The sequence below is a fragment of the Microbacterium sp. MMO-20 genome (assembly GCF_037147735.1).
Lineage (GTDB): Bacteria > Actinomycetota > Actinomycetes > Actinomycetales > Microbacteriaceae > Microbacterium.
The window spans coordinates 153,556-167,023 of the sequence record NZ_JBBCUU010000008.1 but is presented as its reverse complement, the minus strand read 5'-3'; the positions used below and the strand labels follow the sequence as shown (position 1 = coordinate 167,023).

Genomic DNA, 13,468 nt, shown 5'->3' with positions numbered 1-13,468 from the left:
TGGATAAGCCAGAGCCCCGGCTGGCAGAACACGCACGCCCGCCCGCCGAAACAACTCAACGAAAAGCGAAACGCGGCTCAACCGAATCGCGACGGTGGATCAGGGCTCAGCCCGAGTCCAGCCCCCACCAGCAGATTCTCGAAACCGTATGGGAACTCCAGCAGGACGATCGCGATCACACGGTGGAATACGCCGCGCTTCGCACTGCACTTCGCATCGCGAAGAAGCTTACGATCACGGACGCTGAGCTGCGGGAAGAGTGCTTGGCGCTGAGCCGGATGGCTCCTGGGTACTTCATCGCCCGAGATGACCGGGTGGAACTGAACATCAAGCCCGAGAACGTGCTGACTACGATCCATGCCTACGTTGACGATCTGCCGCAGGCCGAGGACGAGCAGGCCTCGTAGGGTCAAGCCCCAGCACGTGGTGTAGCGGTCGGTGATCCTTCTGCTGTTGTTTTCGGTTAGGCGCTGAGCTCGAGGACGGTGTCGGTGTTCACCTCGGTTCTGGTGTCGGTGACGAGGGTGAGGCGGGACTTGGCGAGGATCTCGAGGCCGAGGTAGCGGCGGCCTTCGACCCATTCGTCGGTGATCTCGGCGAGGACGGCGCCGACGAGGCGGACGATCGCGTCGCGGTTGGGGAAGATGCCGACGGAGTCGGTGCGGCGGCGGATCTCGCGGTTGAGGCGCTCGTTGGGGTTGTTGGACCAGATCTGCTGCCAGAGTCCCTCGGGGAATCCGGTGAACGCGAGGATGTCTGCTCTCGCGTTGTCGAGGTGCTCGTGCGCGGCGGGGAGCTTTCCGTCGACGTAGTCCAGCAGCCGGTCGAACTGCGCGTTCACGGCATCAGCGTCGGGTTGGTCGTAGACGGAGTGCAGCATCGCTTTCACCGCCGGCCATAGCGCCTTCGGGGTCACGCTCATCAGGTTCGCTGCGTAGTGGGTCCTGCAGCGTTGCCAGACTGCTCCGGGCAGGTTCGCCGCGATCGCCTCGACGAGACCTGCGTGCGCGTCGCTGGTGACCAGGCGGACGCCGCCGAGGCCGCGGGCGACGAGGTCAGCGAAGAACGAGTTCCACGCCGCCCCGGTCTCACTGGTCGCGACCCGCAGGCCGAGGACTTCGCGGCGCCCGTCGCCGTTGACGCCGGTCGCGACGAGCACGACCGCGTTGATCACCCGGCCGCCCTCACGAACCTTCATCGTCAACGCGTCCGCCGCGACAAACGTGAACGGCCCCGCGTCACCCAGCGGGCGGTGCCGGAACTGGTCGACGTGCTCGTCGAGGTCAGCGGCCATCCGTGACACCTGTGACTTCGAGAGGGAGTGGATCCCGAGGGTCTTCACGAGCTTGTCCATCCGGCGGGTGGAGACCCCGGCGAGGTAGCAGTCCGCGACGACAGTGATCAACGCAGTCTCCGCCCGCTTCCGGCGCTCCAGCAGCCATTCCGGGAAGTAGGTCCCGGTGCGGAGCTTCGGGATCGCGACGTCGATCGTGCCGACACGCGTATCGAGGTCGCGATGCCGGTAGCCGTTGCGTTGCGCCGTGCGGTCGGGGCTGGGCTTGCCCCATTCCGCGCCGACAACGGCGTCCGCGTCCGCAGACAGCAGCGCGTTGATCGTGGTCTGGAGCAGGCTGCGCATCAGATCCGGCGACGCGTCGGTCAGGGCTTCAGCAAGCACGCTCGCAGGGTCGACAATATGAAGTGCGGTCATCGTGATGATGCCTTTCGAGTGGAGGTAAGAGACTTCTCGAAGGATCACACGGTGACCGCGCTTACGTCGCGAGCGACGAGCCGGCCACCGTGGGCTACACCACGCTACGGGGCACTACTCCTCGTAGGGGACCAGAAGGGGACCAAAATCATGCAATCCCTCCAAACCATGACGTGCATTGAGGTCTCCTGAGCCGCAGAACTACGCGGAATTCTAGGCCGAGGACCCTCTTTGGACGCCTGGGGGTCAAGGGGTCGCAGGTTCAAATCCTGTCATCCCGACCGGAGAAAGCCCCGGTGGATCTGAGGATCTGCCGGGGCTTTCGTCAATCCCGTTCGCGTCATCGCACCGCGGCGCCGTCTCTGCTCCGCTCGCGGTCGGCCGTGAACACCGCGGATGGGATCAGGCCTCGGCGATCTCCGCGACGACGTTGAGGAACGTCTGCCACCCGCCCGAGCTCGGCGTGAAAGTGGAGAGAGTCGATCGGGACCACGACGTCACGACCGCCGAACCACTGCGCGAACGACTCGGGAGTGGTCCACGCGGCGAACACCGCGGAAGGCGGAGCGATGAACTCGCGGTCGATCTCGATGCCTTCATCGGTGATTCCGGTCATGACGACTCCTTGACTGTTTCGTGGCGCGGTGCGAAGACCACGGGTCCGGCGGCCCCCCGGGGCGCGCAGCTGTGTGGCGACGGTCGTAGTTCAGCGCGAGAGTACCCCTCTCGCAGCGATCCGGTCAGCGTGCCCAAGACAGGCCCGCGTGTTGATTGCGGGCGACCGATCGCGTGCGAGATCATTCGACGCCTCCGACGGAGGGGGGGGATCGGCGCGGCCTGGCTGGGCTGCCGGCATCCGACTACGCCCCCGCGGGAGGGGTCGATCCCGACCACCCGCACCTGTTCCACCTGCAGTCGGCCACATCCGACGACTTCGATGGTGGCAGCCTGCAGGGAGCGCGTTCCGGGGTCTGGCCGATCCTGACCGATCAGAAGGACGCTGTCTACCTCGCGCGTCTCCGTCCCGGCGGCGCGCGCGAGCCGCACTGGCATCCGAGCGCATGGGAGATGAACGTCGTGCTGTCCGGGCGCGTGCGGTGGAGCTTCGTCGGCCCCAACTCCACAGGACGTGTTCGAGGGGGGAGCGGGGGACGCGATCTTCGCCCCCCCAGGGCCACTTCCACTACTTCGAGAACGCCAGCGATACCGAAGACCGGATCGTGCTCATCGTCTTCAATGCCGACTCCGCCGAGCCGCTCGACGACGTTCCGCTGGCGCAGTCGATCTCGTCCCTGCCGCCGCACGTCCTTGCGGCGGTGTTCGGTGTCGACGAGTCGGTCTTCGCTCAGCTTCCCGTCCTCACTCAGCGCACGGTCATCGTCAGCCGTCGGCCCGCTCAGGACTGACGGGCGCCGCCGCCGCGGACGGCGCGGACGCGCCCAGCAGCGCGAGCGCGTTGTCGAGGAGTTCGCATGCGCCGTCGGAGTCGACGCGCACCAGCGTCATCGCGGCGACGACATGCGCCGTGCACGCTGTCGCGAGTGCGGCGACGGATGCCGCGTCGAGGTCGGGCCGTGCGGCTTCCGCCCCCCGCTGCATCGCGGCGGCGAGCTCCTCCCGATACTCGCGGATGACCTGGCGGAGCCCCTCGTCCGTTCCCACGGGGGCCGTCGCCGCGTTCAGCAGCAGGCAGCCGTGGGCAGCGAGCGGCAGCGTCGGTTCCGCCATGACGTGACGAAGTCCCCGAAGGTACTCGGCGAGCGCGCCGGATGCCACGGCATCCGCCTGCAGCGGCGCGAGACGCGGACGCACGACCTGGTCGAGGTAGGCCGAGACGGCGGCGTCGAACAGCCCGCGCTTGCTGCCGAAGGCGTGGTAGATGCTCGAGCGGCTCAGCCCGGTCGCCCGTTCGAGGTCGGGGACCGCCGCCCCGTCGAACCCGTGCCCCCAGAACACGCCGAGTGCCGACCGGGTCGCGTCCGACTCGTCGAACGTCCGCGTGCGTCCCATCGGTGCCTCCCGTTTGCGTAATGACCATTCCAGTATATATTGGATCGGTCGGTACACTAACCGGCGTTCGAACCGAGGAGCACCCATGATCGTCGCCGGACTCGTCTTCGCCGCGCTCGCCGCCCTGCTGCACGTCTACATCTTCTGGATGGAGTCGCTCGCCTGGGACGGACCCCAGGCGCGGAAGACCTTCGACGTCCCCGACTCCGAGCGCGAGGCCACGCGCGCGTTCGCGTTCAACCAGGGGTTCTACAACCTCTTCCTCGCGATCGCGGCGATCCTCGGCATCGTCGTGACGGCCGCGGGCGTCCCTGCGGTCGGCCTGACGTTGGTACTCACGGGCACGGGATCGATGCTCGCCGCCGCGCTCGTGCTCCTCCTCAGTTCTCCCGACAAGCGGCGCGCAGCAGTGACGCAGGGCTTCCTGCCTCTCCTCGCCGTCGTCGCGACCGTCATCGGCCTGCTCGTCTGAGCCGGCCCCGCTCCCTCTCGCCCCGCCTCAGCAGAAAGAACTCACGCATGCGCGCGCTCGTCCATGACACCTTCGGTGAACCCTCCGAGGTCCTCCACGTCACCGAGGTCGAGACCCCGGAACCCAGGCCGGGACAGGTGCGTGTACGCACCCTGCTCAGCCCGATCCACAATCACGATCTGTGGACGATCCGTGGCACGTACGGATACAAGCCCGAGCTTCCGGCGCGCTCCGGGACCGAGGCGCTCGGTGTCGTGGATGCCGTGGGCGAGGGTGTCACGACGGTGCAGCCCGGGCAGCGCGTCGTCACCGGAGGCACCTTCGGCGTGTGGGCCGAATACTTCGTCGCCCCTGCCGCCGCGCTCATCCCGGTGCCCGACGCCATCGCCGACGAGGCAGCCGCGCAGCTCGTGTCGATGCCGTTCAGTGCCCTGAGTCTGCTCGAATACCTCGACGTGGAGCCGGGCCGGTGGATCGCGCAGAACACCGCCAACGGTGCCGTCGGACGTCTCGTCGCGCAGCTGGCTGCGGCCCGCGGCGTCCACGTGCTCGGCCTCGTGCGTCGCGCCGAAGGCGTCGAAGAGCTCGCCGCGGCGGGCATCGAGGGCGTCGTCGCGACCGATCAGGACGGCTGGCGCGAGCGCGCCCTCGAGATCACGGGTGGCGCTCCCATCGTCGCGGGCGTCGACTCGGTCGGCGGCGCGGCGAGCGGCGACGTGCTGTCGCTCCTCGCCGAGAATGGCACGCTCGTCGTCTTCGGCGCGATGGCGTCGCCGACGATGGAGCTCTCGTCCGGTGATGTCATCTTCCGCCAGCTCACGGTGAAGGGATTTTGGGGCAGCAAGGTGAGTGCGGCGATGGAGCCCGCGCGACGCACCGCGCTCATCGGTGAGATCATCACGCGCGTCGCCGAAGGATCGCTGTCACTGCCGGTGGCCGCCGTGCACGCGTTCGACGACGCAGCATCCGCCGCGCGTGAGAACTTCACGCCCGGCCGCGTGGGCAAGCTGCTGCTCACGCCCTGAACGCGCGCCCATCAGGACCGCCGCGCCAGCGCGGCATCCAGCTCATCGAGGATGCGCCCGCACGCGGTGACGTCCTCGGGGGTGCCCGACAGCTCGAACTCGAAGAGCACGGGACGGCCGGATGCCGCGGCGAGCTCGCGCGCGGCGGCCTGGTAGTACGCGCCGAAGTTACGGTTGCCCGAACCGATGATCCCGACGAGCCGGCGTCGATTCGAGGGGGAGCGCAGGAACGCCTTCACCGGCGCCGGCAGCGTCACCTCGTCGCCGTTGCCCGCTTTGTACGACGGCGTGAGGAGCACCCAGGGAGCCTCGACGTCGCGGCAGCGCACGGCGGCATCGGCGAGGTTGTGGACCTCGCGCCCCGTCGCCGCGGCGAGGTGCTCGGCGAAACGTCCGGTGAGGTTCGACACCGACGAGTAGTAGTAGACGGGAACGGACGCCACGGTTCCAGTCTGCGCGTAGCGCGACCGGCGCGCTTGCGTCTCGACCGGGTGTAAAGGTGCTGTGCGCCGGGGCGGTGCCGACTTGTGGACAGTTGTGGTCGCCTGCGTCGGCGTGAGCCCGCCACGTCTGTCCACAAGTCTCAGGTTGGAGCTGACTTGTGGACAGCTGTGGTCGCCTCCGTCGGCGTGAACCCGCCACGACTGTCAAGAAGTTGTGAAGCGCGCTTCGCTCAGCGCATGGTCTCGAGGATTCCGACGAGGTCCTCGTACGTCGTGCGCGGGTTGAGGATCGCGAAACGCGCGTTGGTGCGGCCGCCATGGCTCGAGGGGGTCACGAATGCGTGCTGCTCGTCGAGCAACCGCGCCGACCAACGGTCGTAATCCGCCTTCTGCCAGCCGACGCGCTCGAACACGACGACGCCGAGCTGGGGGCGCCGGACGAGGACGAACTCGTCGCGGCGCTCGATCTCGTCGGCGATGCGCTCCGCGAGGTCCACCGCGCCGGCGATCGCCTCGCGGTAGACCGCGGCGCCGTAGGTTGCCAGCGAGAACCACAGGGGCAGCCCACGGGGCCGACGCGTGAGGTGCGCCGCGAAGTCCGACGGGCTCCAGTCGCTGGTCTCCGTGAGGGTGTCGAGGTATTCGGCGTGCTGCGTATGCGCACGACGGCCGAGATCGGGGTCGCGGTAGATCAGCGCGCACGCGTCGAAGGGGGCGAACAGCCACTTGTGCGGGTCGACGACGAGCGAGTCGGCGCGCTCGACGCCGGCGAACCGGTGACGCGAGGCGGGGGAGAGCATTGCGGCGAGTCCGTAGGCACCGTCGACGTGCAGCCATGCTCCCGTGCCCGCCACGGCGTCGGCGATCGACGCGATGTCGTCGACGATGCCGAAGTTCGTGGAGCCCGCCGTCGCGACCACGGCGAAGACGCTGTCGCCGTGCTCGTCGAGGGCGGCGCGCACTGCATCGCCGCGCAGGGTGCCGTCGTCCCCGACGGCGACCCCGACGACCTCGACGTCCATGACCCGCGCTGCGGAGGCGATCGACGAGTGCGCCTCGATGCTGCAGACGACCCGCCAGCGGTCGGGTCGGGTGCGACCCGCCGCGTCGAGCCGATCGCGCGCGGCCTCGCGGGCTGCGACGAGAGCCGAGAGGTTTCCGAGGGTGCCGCCCTGTACGAACACGCCGCCGGCGCCCGCAGGCAGGCCGAACTCGGCGGCGAGCCAGCGCAGCACCTCGTTCTCGGCATGCACGGCCCCCGCGCCCTCGAGCCACGAGCCGCCGTAGAGAGCACTCGCCGAGACGACCAGGTCGAAGGCCGCCGCGGCCTTCGACGGAGCGCTTGGGATGAACGACAGGTACCGGGGATCGTCGGTCGTGATGCAGGCGGGCGCGAGGACATGCTGGAAGATGCCGAGCGCCTTCGTGGCGCCGATGCCGCGCTCATCGATCGTGCGCCCCGCGAGGCGGCTGAGCTCGGCCGGCGGCAACGGCTTGTCGAGGGGGGTGTCCTCCGACAGCAGCCGGGCGTGCGAGTAGTCGAGGACGAGGTCCACGATCGCGCGGGTCTCGTCGGTGACGTCGTGCATGCGCGTCTCGTTCGGGCGGGTCATCGTGCGTCACCTTCGGGAGTCGACGTCTTGTGGGGGAGCGCGGGAGTGCGGGGTGGGGTCTCGCGGCGCGGCGCGAGCGCCTCGAACGCGGCACCCAGTGCAAGCAGCGCGGTGTCATCGTACGCGCGTCCCGCGAAGGTCAGACCCACCGGCATCCCGATGTCGTCCATCGTGCCGAGCGGCACCGTTACGGTCGGGATGCCGAGGTGACGGACGGCGAGGTTGCCGTTCGCGACCCAGACGCCGTTGCGCCAGCCGCGCGCGGCGGCATCCTCGTCGACGTCCATGTCCGCCTCGCCGACGTCGGCGACCGCCGGGAAGACGACGGCGTCGAGGCCGAGGTCGTCCATCCACTCTTCCAGATCGATGCGGCGGGTCTCCTCGAGGCCGCGGAGGCCGTCGGGCAGTTCGGGCATCGTCCGCCACGGATCGGCCTCTGGGTGCGTACGCACCCAGTCGGGGTAGTCGGCGATGTCGTCCTCGAAGCCCGTGTAGCGGTCGGGCAGAGCGCCGTCCGGCTGCGGGAAGATGCGCGCGCCGTCGACGCCCGTGAGGGTGTGGAATGCGGGGTCGCCGTTCGCGGCGAGGAAGTCCTCCCACGCCCAAGCCGAGAGGTCGACGATCTCGCGCCGCAGGTATTCCGTTGAAACGAGTCCGCGGTTCGCGATCGTGGGTGCGCCGGGCCGGTCGCCCTCGTAGTTCGAGACGGCTGGGAAGTCGACCTCGACGACCTCCGCCCCGGCGGACTCGAGCTCCGCTCGTGCGCGCTCCCACAGCGCGATGATGCTCGGCCGCGTCTGGATGCGTTGACCGGTCGGCCCGCCGATGCCGACGCCGTCCGGAGCGCCGTCGGCGTTGATGTACATGCGAGGGATGCCGAGACGCATGCCCCGCACACTCGCCCCGATCGCGAGAGCCGGGTACGACGCAGGGCGGCCCGCGGCGGCATCCGGGAGTGCGATCCACGGCTGCGCGCGCCAGAAGTCGCCGCGGGTCTCGGGGTCCTCCGCGACGACGACGTCGAGGACCTCGAGGAGATCGGCCATCGTCCGGGTCTGCGGCACGACGACGTCCATCGTGGGCACGAGAGGCCAGTTTCCGCGCGTCGAGATCACACCCCGGGAGGGGGTGTAGGCGCACAGCGCACTGTTCGAGGCGGGGCCGCGTCCGCTCGACCACGTCTCCTCGCCGAGGCCGAACGCCGCGAAGCTCGCCGCTGTCGCCGTGCCGGAGCCGTTCGACGATCCCGATCCGAACGGAGCGGCGAGATAGTCCGCGTTGTATGGACTCTCGGCGCGTCCGTACACGCCGCGCTGCATCCCTCCGTTGGCCATCGGGGGCATGTTCGTCAGCCCCAGGCAGATCGCGCCGCCCGCGCGCAGCCGCTCGATCGTGAACGCGTCGCGCTGCGCGATGAGGTCGGCGAAGGCAGGCGAGCCGGCCGCCGCCGTGAGTCCGCGGACGAGGTAGGAGTCCTTCGCCGTGTACGGGATGCCCTCGAGCGGCCCGCGCACGCCGCCGGCGGCGCGGCGTGCATCGGACGCCTCGGCTTCGGCGACGGCGTCGGGATTGCGGACGACCACCGCGTTCAGGGCGGTCTCGGTGTCGGGTCCGTCGTAGGCGTCGATGCGCGCGAGGTAGGCCCGGACGAGCTCGACGGCGGTCGTGCGTCCGGTCTCCAGTGCGTCGCGCAGGTCGGCGATCGACGCTTCGACGACGTCGATCATCGGGCACCTCCCACGCGGGCGAGTCGCGGCTGCTGTTGCGTGATGCAATGGATGCCGCCACCCCGTGAGAAGAGCGAGCGGGCGTCGACGGTCACGACCTCGCGGCCGGGATAGGCGCCGCCGAGGATGTCGGCGGCTGCGGCATCCGCCGCCCGCTCGCCGAATCCGCATGCGATGACGGCGTCGTTGGTCACGAGGTGATTGACGTAGCTCCAGTCGACGAAGCCCTCCTCGTCGCGGAGCGTCGCCGGGGCGGGCAGGTCGATGATCTCGAGGCGTCGACCGGCGGCATCCGTCTGCGCCGCGAGGATGTCGCGCAGCTCGCGCGTGACGGCATGGTCGGGGTGGCCGGGGTCGCGCTGATCGTGCAGCAGGAGGCGTCCCGGGGCGGCGAGGGTCGCGACGATGTCGACGTGGCCGTTCGTCCCGAAATCGTCGTAGTCGCGGGTGAGACCGCGGGGCAGCCAGATCGCGGTCGTCGCGCCGAGCGTCCGGGTCATCTCTGCCTCCACCCGCGCGCGGTCGGCGAAGCGATTGCGTCGCGGATCGAGCTGCACGGTCTCGGTGAGCAGCACTGTGCCCTCCCCGTCGACGTGGATGCCGCCGCCTTCGTTGACGAGGAGTGACGGTACGACCTCGGCACCCACCGCCTCGGCGATGAGCCGCCCGTGCGCGGCCGAGCGCTGCCACTGCGCCCAGTCGGGCGCGCCCCAGCCGTTGAAGATCCAGTCCACGGCGCCGAGCCGGCCGGTTTCGTCGTCGACGACGAACGTGGGTCCATGGTCGCGCATCCAGTACTCGTCGACGGGCGCCTCCACGATCTCGATCTCTCCGGGGAGCATCCGCGTGGCGCGGGCGATCTCGCTCGGGTCGACGAGCATCGTCACCGGCGTGTATGCGGCGACGGCGGTCGCGACGGCCGTCCACGTCGCGTACCCCTCCTCGCGCAGCGCGTCGGTGTCGCCGAGCGTCGTGCCTTCCACGGGGAACGCCATCCAGATGCGCTCGTGCGGTGCGGTTTCGGCGGGCATGCGCCAGGCCATGGGGATCTCCTGTGTGCGAGTGGCAGGTCGTCCGGGATCTGCGGTACCGTATTGATCAAGTGATCAACAAGTGGGAGCGTAGCGAGGCATGAGCGAGACGTCAACTGCCCGCCGGGTGCGGAAGACCCCCGACCAGAGGCGGGCCGAGCTCGCCGCGGCGGCGCGCGGGATCGCGCTGGAGCAGGGGCTGGATGCCGTGACGTTGCGCGCCGTCGCGAGCCGCGCCGGCGTCGCGCCCGGCCTCGTCGCCCACTATGTCGACGGCATGGAGGCGCTTGTCGCCGATGCCTTCGGCGACCTCGTGAGCGCCGAACTCGCGGAGGTCGCTGCGCTGATCTCGGCCGTCGACGACCCGGCGGCGCGCATCGGGGTGCTCCTGGAGACCCTTCTCGACGGCTCGCGCACCGACATCACCCTCGTCTGGGTGCAGGCGTGGGGGCTCGGAGCCCGCGCCGAGACGGTCGCCGCCCGTGTGCGCGCGGAGATGGACGACTGGCAGAGGGTCCTCGCCGCCGAAGTCGAGCGCGGGATGGATGCCGGGGTCTTCGCCGTCGGCGACGCCGACGCGATCGCGTGGCACCTGCTCGCGATCATCGACGGGCTCAACGCGCACTCGCTCGTGCGCTGGGACGGTCAGCCCGATCGGCGCGGGCTCGTGCAGCGCGCTGTCGCGGGACTGCTGGGGGTTACGCCCGAGCGGCTGCGCGGGCGTTAGTCGCGTCCGGTCAGCTCTGCCACGCCCGCTCGATCGGCACCGGCTCGCCGAGCACGTTCTCGGCGGCGCGGTGGCCCGAGCACAGCGCGGCGGTGACGGTCGCGGGATCATCCGTCCACGTCGCCTCGCCGGCGAGGTGCAGCACGCCGCCGATGGGCGCCGCGAGCGCGTCGTGATCGGACGTGTCCGAGCCGAGCGTCATGTAGGCGTACGACCCGTGTCCCGCGAACGGGTCGCTCTGCCAGTCGGTGCGGACGACGGCGACGGGCTCGGGGACGTCCGCACCGTACAGGCGGCGCAGTTGCACCATGACGGATGCCGTGACCTCGGCATCCGTCCAGTCCCGCGTCGCCGTCGCGGCCGGGCCCGCCGCGAACGTCAGCAGGGTCGGTGTGTCGTCCAGCGCTGTGAGGTCGTACCAGGAGTGCCACCAGCGGCCCTCCTCGCCCTGCTGCCGGATCGCGTAGACGTCCGGGTCCCAGAATCGCTCGTCGAAGCGGAGGAACACCTTCTCGAACGCGTTCATCCGCAGGCGCGACAGCGGCTCGGCGACCTCCGGGGGCAGAGCGGGTGCGATCTCGAACCCGCTCGACTGCAGTACTCCGATGGGCACGGTCACGACGGCGGCGCGTGCGGCGAGCGTGCCGGCGGACGTCGTCACCGACACCCCCTCCGCCCCCCACGCGACGCGCGAGACGACGCTCTCGAGACGGATGTCGAGGCCAGCGGCGAGCCCCGTCCCGAGAGCGTCGTAGCCGTGCGGGAACACGACCTCGTCCCCATCGACCTGGTCGTCGTCGAGCCCGTGCGCCGCGAGGTCGTCGATCCACGCGCCGTACTGCTCCTCGCTGCGGTGTTCGAGGTACTCCCGAACGCGCTGCGTGCGCTCGCCGTCCCACTCGTCCGCGTCGGCGACCTCGGCGAGCGCGACCTCGGTGGCGTCGCGGTAGGAGGCGTCACGGTCGGACGCCGCGATCGCGCCGCGCAGCGCGGCATCCACCGCGTGGATGTCGGCCACGTAGCGCGCCGCGTCGTCGGCCGTGAGCCGCGTGCCGGCGGGGGAGTAGTGCGCGATCGGCCTGCTGTCGGGCTGGTAGCCGCCGACCGTGAACTCGACCGTCGGCATGCCGAACGCCGTCACCGCGGCGAAGACGGGGCTGTCGGTGATCCCGTGGATCCAGGACGCACCGCGATCGGTCACGTGCCCGTCGGAGCGGTCGCTCCAGACCCGGCCGCCGACGCGATTCCGTGCCTCGAGCACGACGACGCGCTGACCGGCGCCCTGCAGGAGGCGCGCGGCGGTGAGTCCCGCGATCCCCGCTCCCACGACGATCGTGTCGATCTCGGTCATGACGTTCTCCTCGGGTGATGTCGGGCCGTGGCTGGCGAGGGGATTCACAGTCGGTGCGCGTCGAGCCAGGCCATCAGAGCGGGCAGCGCGAGGTAGGCGATCGTGCCGTGGTCGGCGTGCGCGATCTCATGGAAGTCGACGTCGACGCCGATCGCGCGTTCGGCGGCCACGAACTGCGCCGTCGCCGAAGGAACCACCAGCGTGTCGTCGCGGCCCTGCGCGACGAAGAGGGGAGCGGCGAACGCCTCCTGTCCCGCGGAGTTCTCCGCGAGGAGGCTTCGCCACGGCTCGACGCTCGCGGGATCGGCGGTGACGAAGTTCCCGAGCAGCGGATCGCCGATCTCGTGCAGTCTGGAGATGTTGGTCAGCAGGCACAGCTCGTTCATCTGCGGCAGCAGCTTCTGCGCCGACGGGGTCAGGATGCCGCCCAGTTCCGCGCCGCGATCGGCGTAGACGTCCGCGTAGGCCGCGAAGGTATACGAGCCGATCGTCACCCCGGAGATGTCGCTGATGTGGTCGCTCAGGAGCGTCGTCAGGTCGGCGGCGGGAGCCGCGACGGCGACGCCCTCGATCCGCAGTTCCGGGGCGTACTGCGACGCGCGTTCCGCGGCGAACAGCACAGCCTGGCCGCCCTGCGAATGCCCCCACAGCACGACGCGATCGGTGGCGTGGGCGGCCTCGATGTGCTGCGCCGCGCGGACGGCGTCGAGCACGGCGTTGCCTCCGGTCGCGCCGACGAGGTAGGAGTCGGGGCTCGCCGGTCCGTCGGTGCCCATGCCGACGTAGTCGGTCGCGGCGATCGTGTAGCCGCGGTCGAGCAGAAGGCGCACGCCCTCGATGAGCGCATAGGGGTCGAAGCCGCGCGAGGGGGCGCAGTCGGCAGCGGTGCCGGTCGTGGGATGCCCCCACGACAGCACCGTCCGCCCCCCGGCGGGCGCAGGGCCGAGCGGCGTGACCACGAGGCCGGTCGAGACGACCGCATCGCCGTGCACGTCGGTCGTTCGATACATGACCCTCCATGCGCGGGCATCGAACGGCACGCCGACGAGTTCCTCGCTGCGGATGATCGTGCCGGGCGCCCCGGCGACGGCGTCGGTCGGAACGGTGTAGAACGCGTCGAGGCCGGCACGCTCGACGGCGTCGCCGAGGAGGCGAGCTTCGCCGACCGCGACGAATCCCGCGACGACCGTCAGGGCCGCGGCGAGGACCGCGGCCCACGCCCGACGGCGGCGCGCGCGCCGAATCCGAGCACGAGGGCGGACGGCCTCTCCGGCGGCTTCGGTGCGCATGCGGCGAGCCTAGCGTGGCGGCATCCGCGACGGACGCTGGCGCGGGTCTTGTGTGGTCAGACCACATGT

Annotated in this window: 14 protein-coding genes and 1 pseudogene; 6 read left to right on the top strand and 9 right to left on the bottom strand. The window is 70.3% G+C overall.

From position 1 onward, the window contains the following. On the top strand, positions 1 to 407 hold a 407-nt coding region (locus WFI52_RS11595), incomplete at its 5' end, for a hypothetical protein (protein WP_336627036.1). Positions 408 to 463: 56 nt separating this feature from the next. Here WFI52_RS11595 and WFI52_RS11590 read toward each other — a convergent pair. Then, the gene (locus WFI52_RS11590) at positions 464 to 1,711 is read right to left on the bottom strand and encodes an IS256 family transposase (protein WP_336627035.1); all 1,248 of its coding nucleotides are present in this window, start codon (positions 1,709 to 1,711) and stop codon (positions 464 to 466) included. A 340-nt stretch (positions 1,712 to 2,051) separates the two neighbouring features. Next, positions 2,052 to 2,327 (bottom strand): SRPBCC domain-containing protein, encoded by a 276-nt coding sequence (locus WFI52_RS11585; RefSeq protein ID WP_336627034.1) that lies wholly within the window; start codon positions 2,325 to 2,327, stop codon positions 2,052 to 2,054. Between the two features lie 173 nt (positions 2,328 to 2,500). On the opposite strand from WFI52_RS11585, the pseudogene WFI52_RS14210 reads away from it, so the two are divergent. Next, positions 2,501 to 2,824, top strand: a pseudogene (locus WFI52_RS14210) (cupin domain-containing protein); the annotation flags it as partial. A 107-nt stretch (positions 2,825 to 2,931) separates the two neighbouring features. Beyond that, entirely contained in the window at positions 2,932 to 3,117 is a 186-nt protein-coding gene (locus tag WFI52_RS11580) for a hypothetical protein (RefSeq protein ID WP_336627033.1), read from the top strand. Here the strand turns inward: WFI52_RS11580 and WFI52_RS11575 are convergent. Further along, the gene (locus WFI52_RS11575; protein ID WP_336627032.1) at positions 3,092 to 3,721 is read right to left on the bottom strand and encodes a TetR/AcrR family transcriptional regulator; all 630 of its coding nucleotides are present in this window, start codon (positions 3,719 to 3,721) and stop codon (positions 3,092 to 3,094) included. The genes WFI52_RS11580 and WFI52_RS11575 overlap by 26 nt on opposite strands. A gap of 85 nt (positions 3,722 to 3,806) precedes the next feature. Between WFI52_RS11575 and WFI52_RS11570 the strand changes: the two genes are divergently transcribed. Together WFI52_RS11570 and WFI52_RS11565 are read left to right on the top strand one after the other, a co-directional pair. Then, positions 3,807 to 4,193 (top strand): DUF1304 domain-containing protein, encoded by a 387-nt coding sequence (locus WFI52_RS11570; protein WP_336627031.1) that lies wholly within the window; start codon positions 3,807 to 3,809, stop codon positions 4,191 to 4,193. A 47-nt stretch (positions 4,194 to 4,240) separates the two neighbouring features. Beyond that, positions 4,241 to 5,218, top strand: a complete 978-nt coding sequence (locus tag WFI52_RS11565; protein WP_336627030.1) for a zinc-binding dehydrogenase — start codon at positions 4,241 to 4,243, stop codon at positions 5,216 to 5,218. An 11-nt stretch (positions 5,219 to 5,229) separates the two neighbouring features. Here the strand turns inward: WFI52_RS11565 and nrdI are convergent, their stop codons facing one another. The 4 genes from nrdI to WFI52_RS11545 form a co-directional block, all read right to left on the bottom strand. Continuing rightward, on the bottom strand, positions 5,230 to 5,661 hold the full coding sequence (gene nrdI / locus WFI52_RS11560; protein WP_336627029.1) for a class Ib ribonucleoside-diphosphate reductase assembly flavoprotein NrdI: 432 nt from the start codon (positions 5,659 to 5,661) through the stop codon (positions 5,230 to 5,232). Between the two features lie 230 nt (positions 5,662 to 5,891). Further along, positions 5,892 to 7,274 carry a pyridoxal phosphate-dependent decarboxylase family protein gene (locus tag WFI52_RS11555; RefSeq protein WP_336627028.1) on the bottom strand — a complete coding sequence of 461 codons (1,383 nt, stop codon included), beginning with the start codon at positions 7,272 to 7,274 and terminating at the stop codon, positions 5,892 to 5,894. After that, the gene (locus WFI52_RS11550) at positions 7,271 to 9,001 is read right to left on the bottom strand and encodes an amidase (protein WP_336627027.1); all 1,731 of its coding nucleotides are present in this window, start codon (positions 8,999 to 9,001) and stop codon (positions 7,271 to 7,273) included. Before WFI52_RS11550 ends, WFI52_RS11555 begins: the two co-directional genes overlap by 4 nt. Next, positions 8,998 to 10,044 (bottom strand): agmatine deiminase family protein, encoded by a 1,047-nt coding sequence (locus tag WFI52_RS11545; RefSeq protein WP_336627026.1) that lies wholly within the window; start codon positions 10,042 to 10,044, stop codon positions 8,998 to 9,000. The genes WFI52_RS11550 and WFI52_RS11545 overlap by 4 nt, the downstream gene beginning before the upstream one ends. Positions 10,045 to 10,132: 88 nt before the next feature. Here WFI52_RS11545 and WFI52_RS11540 point away from each other — a divergent pair, with 88 nt between their 5' ends. Then, positions 10,133 to 10,759 carry a TetR/AcrR family transcriptional regulator gene (locus tag WFI52_RS11540; protein WP_336627025.1) on the top strand — a complete coding sequence of 209 codons (627 nt, stop codon included), beginning with the start codon at positions 10,133 to 10,135 and terminating at the stop codon, positions 10,757 to 10,759. 10 nt (positions 10,760 to 10,769) lie between these two features. Here the strand turns inward: WFI52_RS11540 and WFI52_RS11535 are convergent, their stop codons facing one another. Together WFI52_RS11535 and WFI52_RS11530 are read right to left on the bottom strand one after the other, a co-directional pair. After that, positions 10,770 to 12,110, bottom strand: a complete 1,341-nt coding sequence (locus tag WFI52_RS11535) for a flavin monoamine oxidase family protein (protein WP_336627024.1) — start codon at positions 12,108 to 12,110, stop codon at positions 10,770 to 10,772. A 44-nt stretch (positions 12,111 to 12,154) separates the two neighbouring features. Continuing rightward, complete coding sequence (locus WFI52_RS11530) at positions 12,155 to 13,399, bottom strand: alpha/beta fold hydrolase (RefSeq protein WP_336627023.1); 1,245 nt, start codon at positions 13,397 to 13,399, stop codon at positions 12,155 to 12,157. Positions 13,400 to 13,468: the final 69 nt, after the last annotated feature.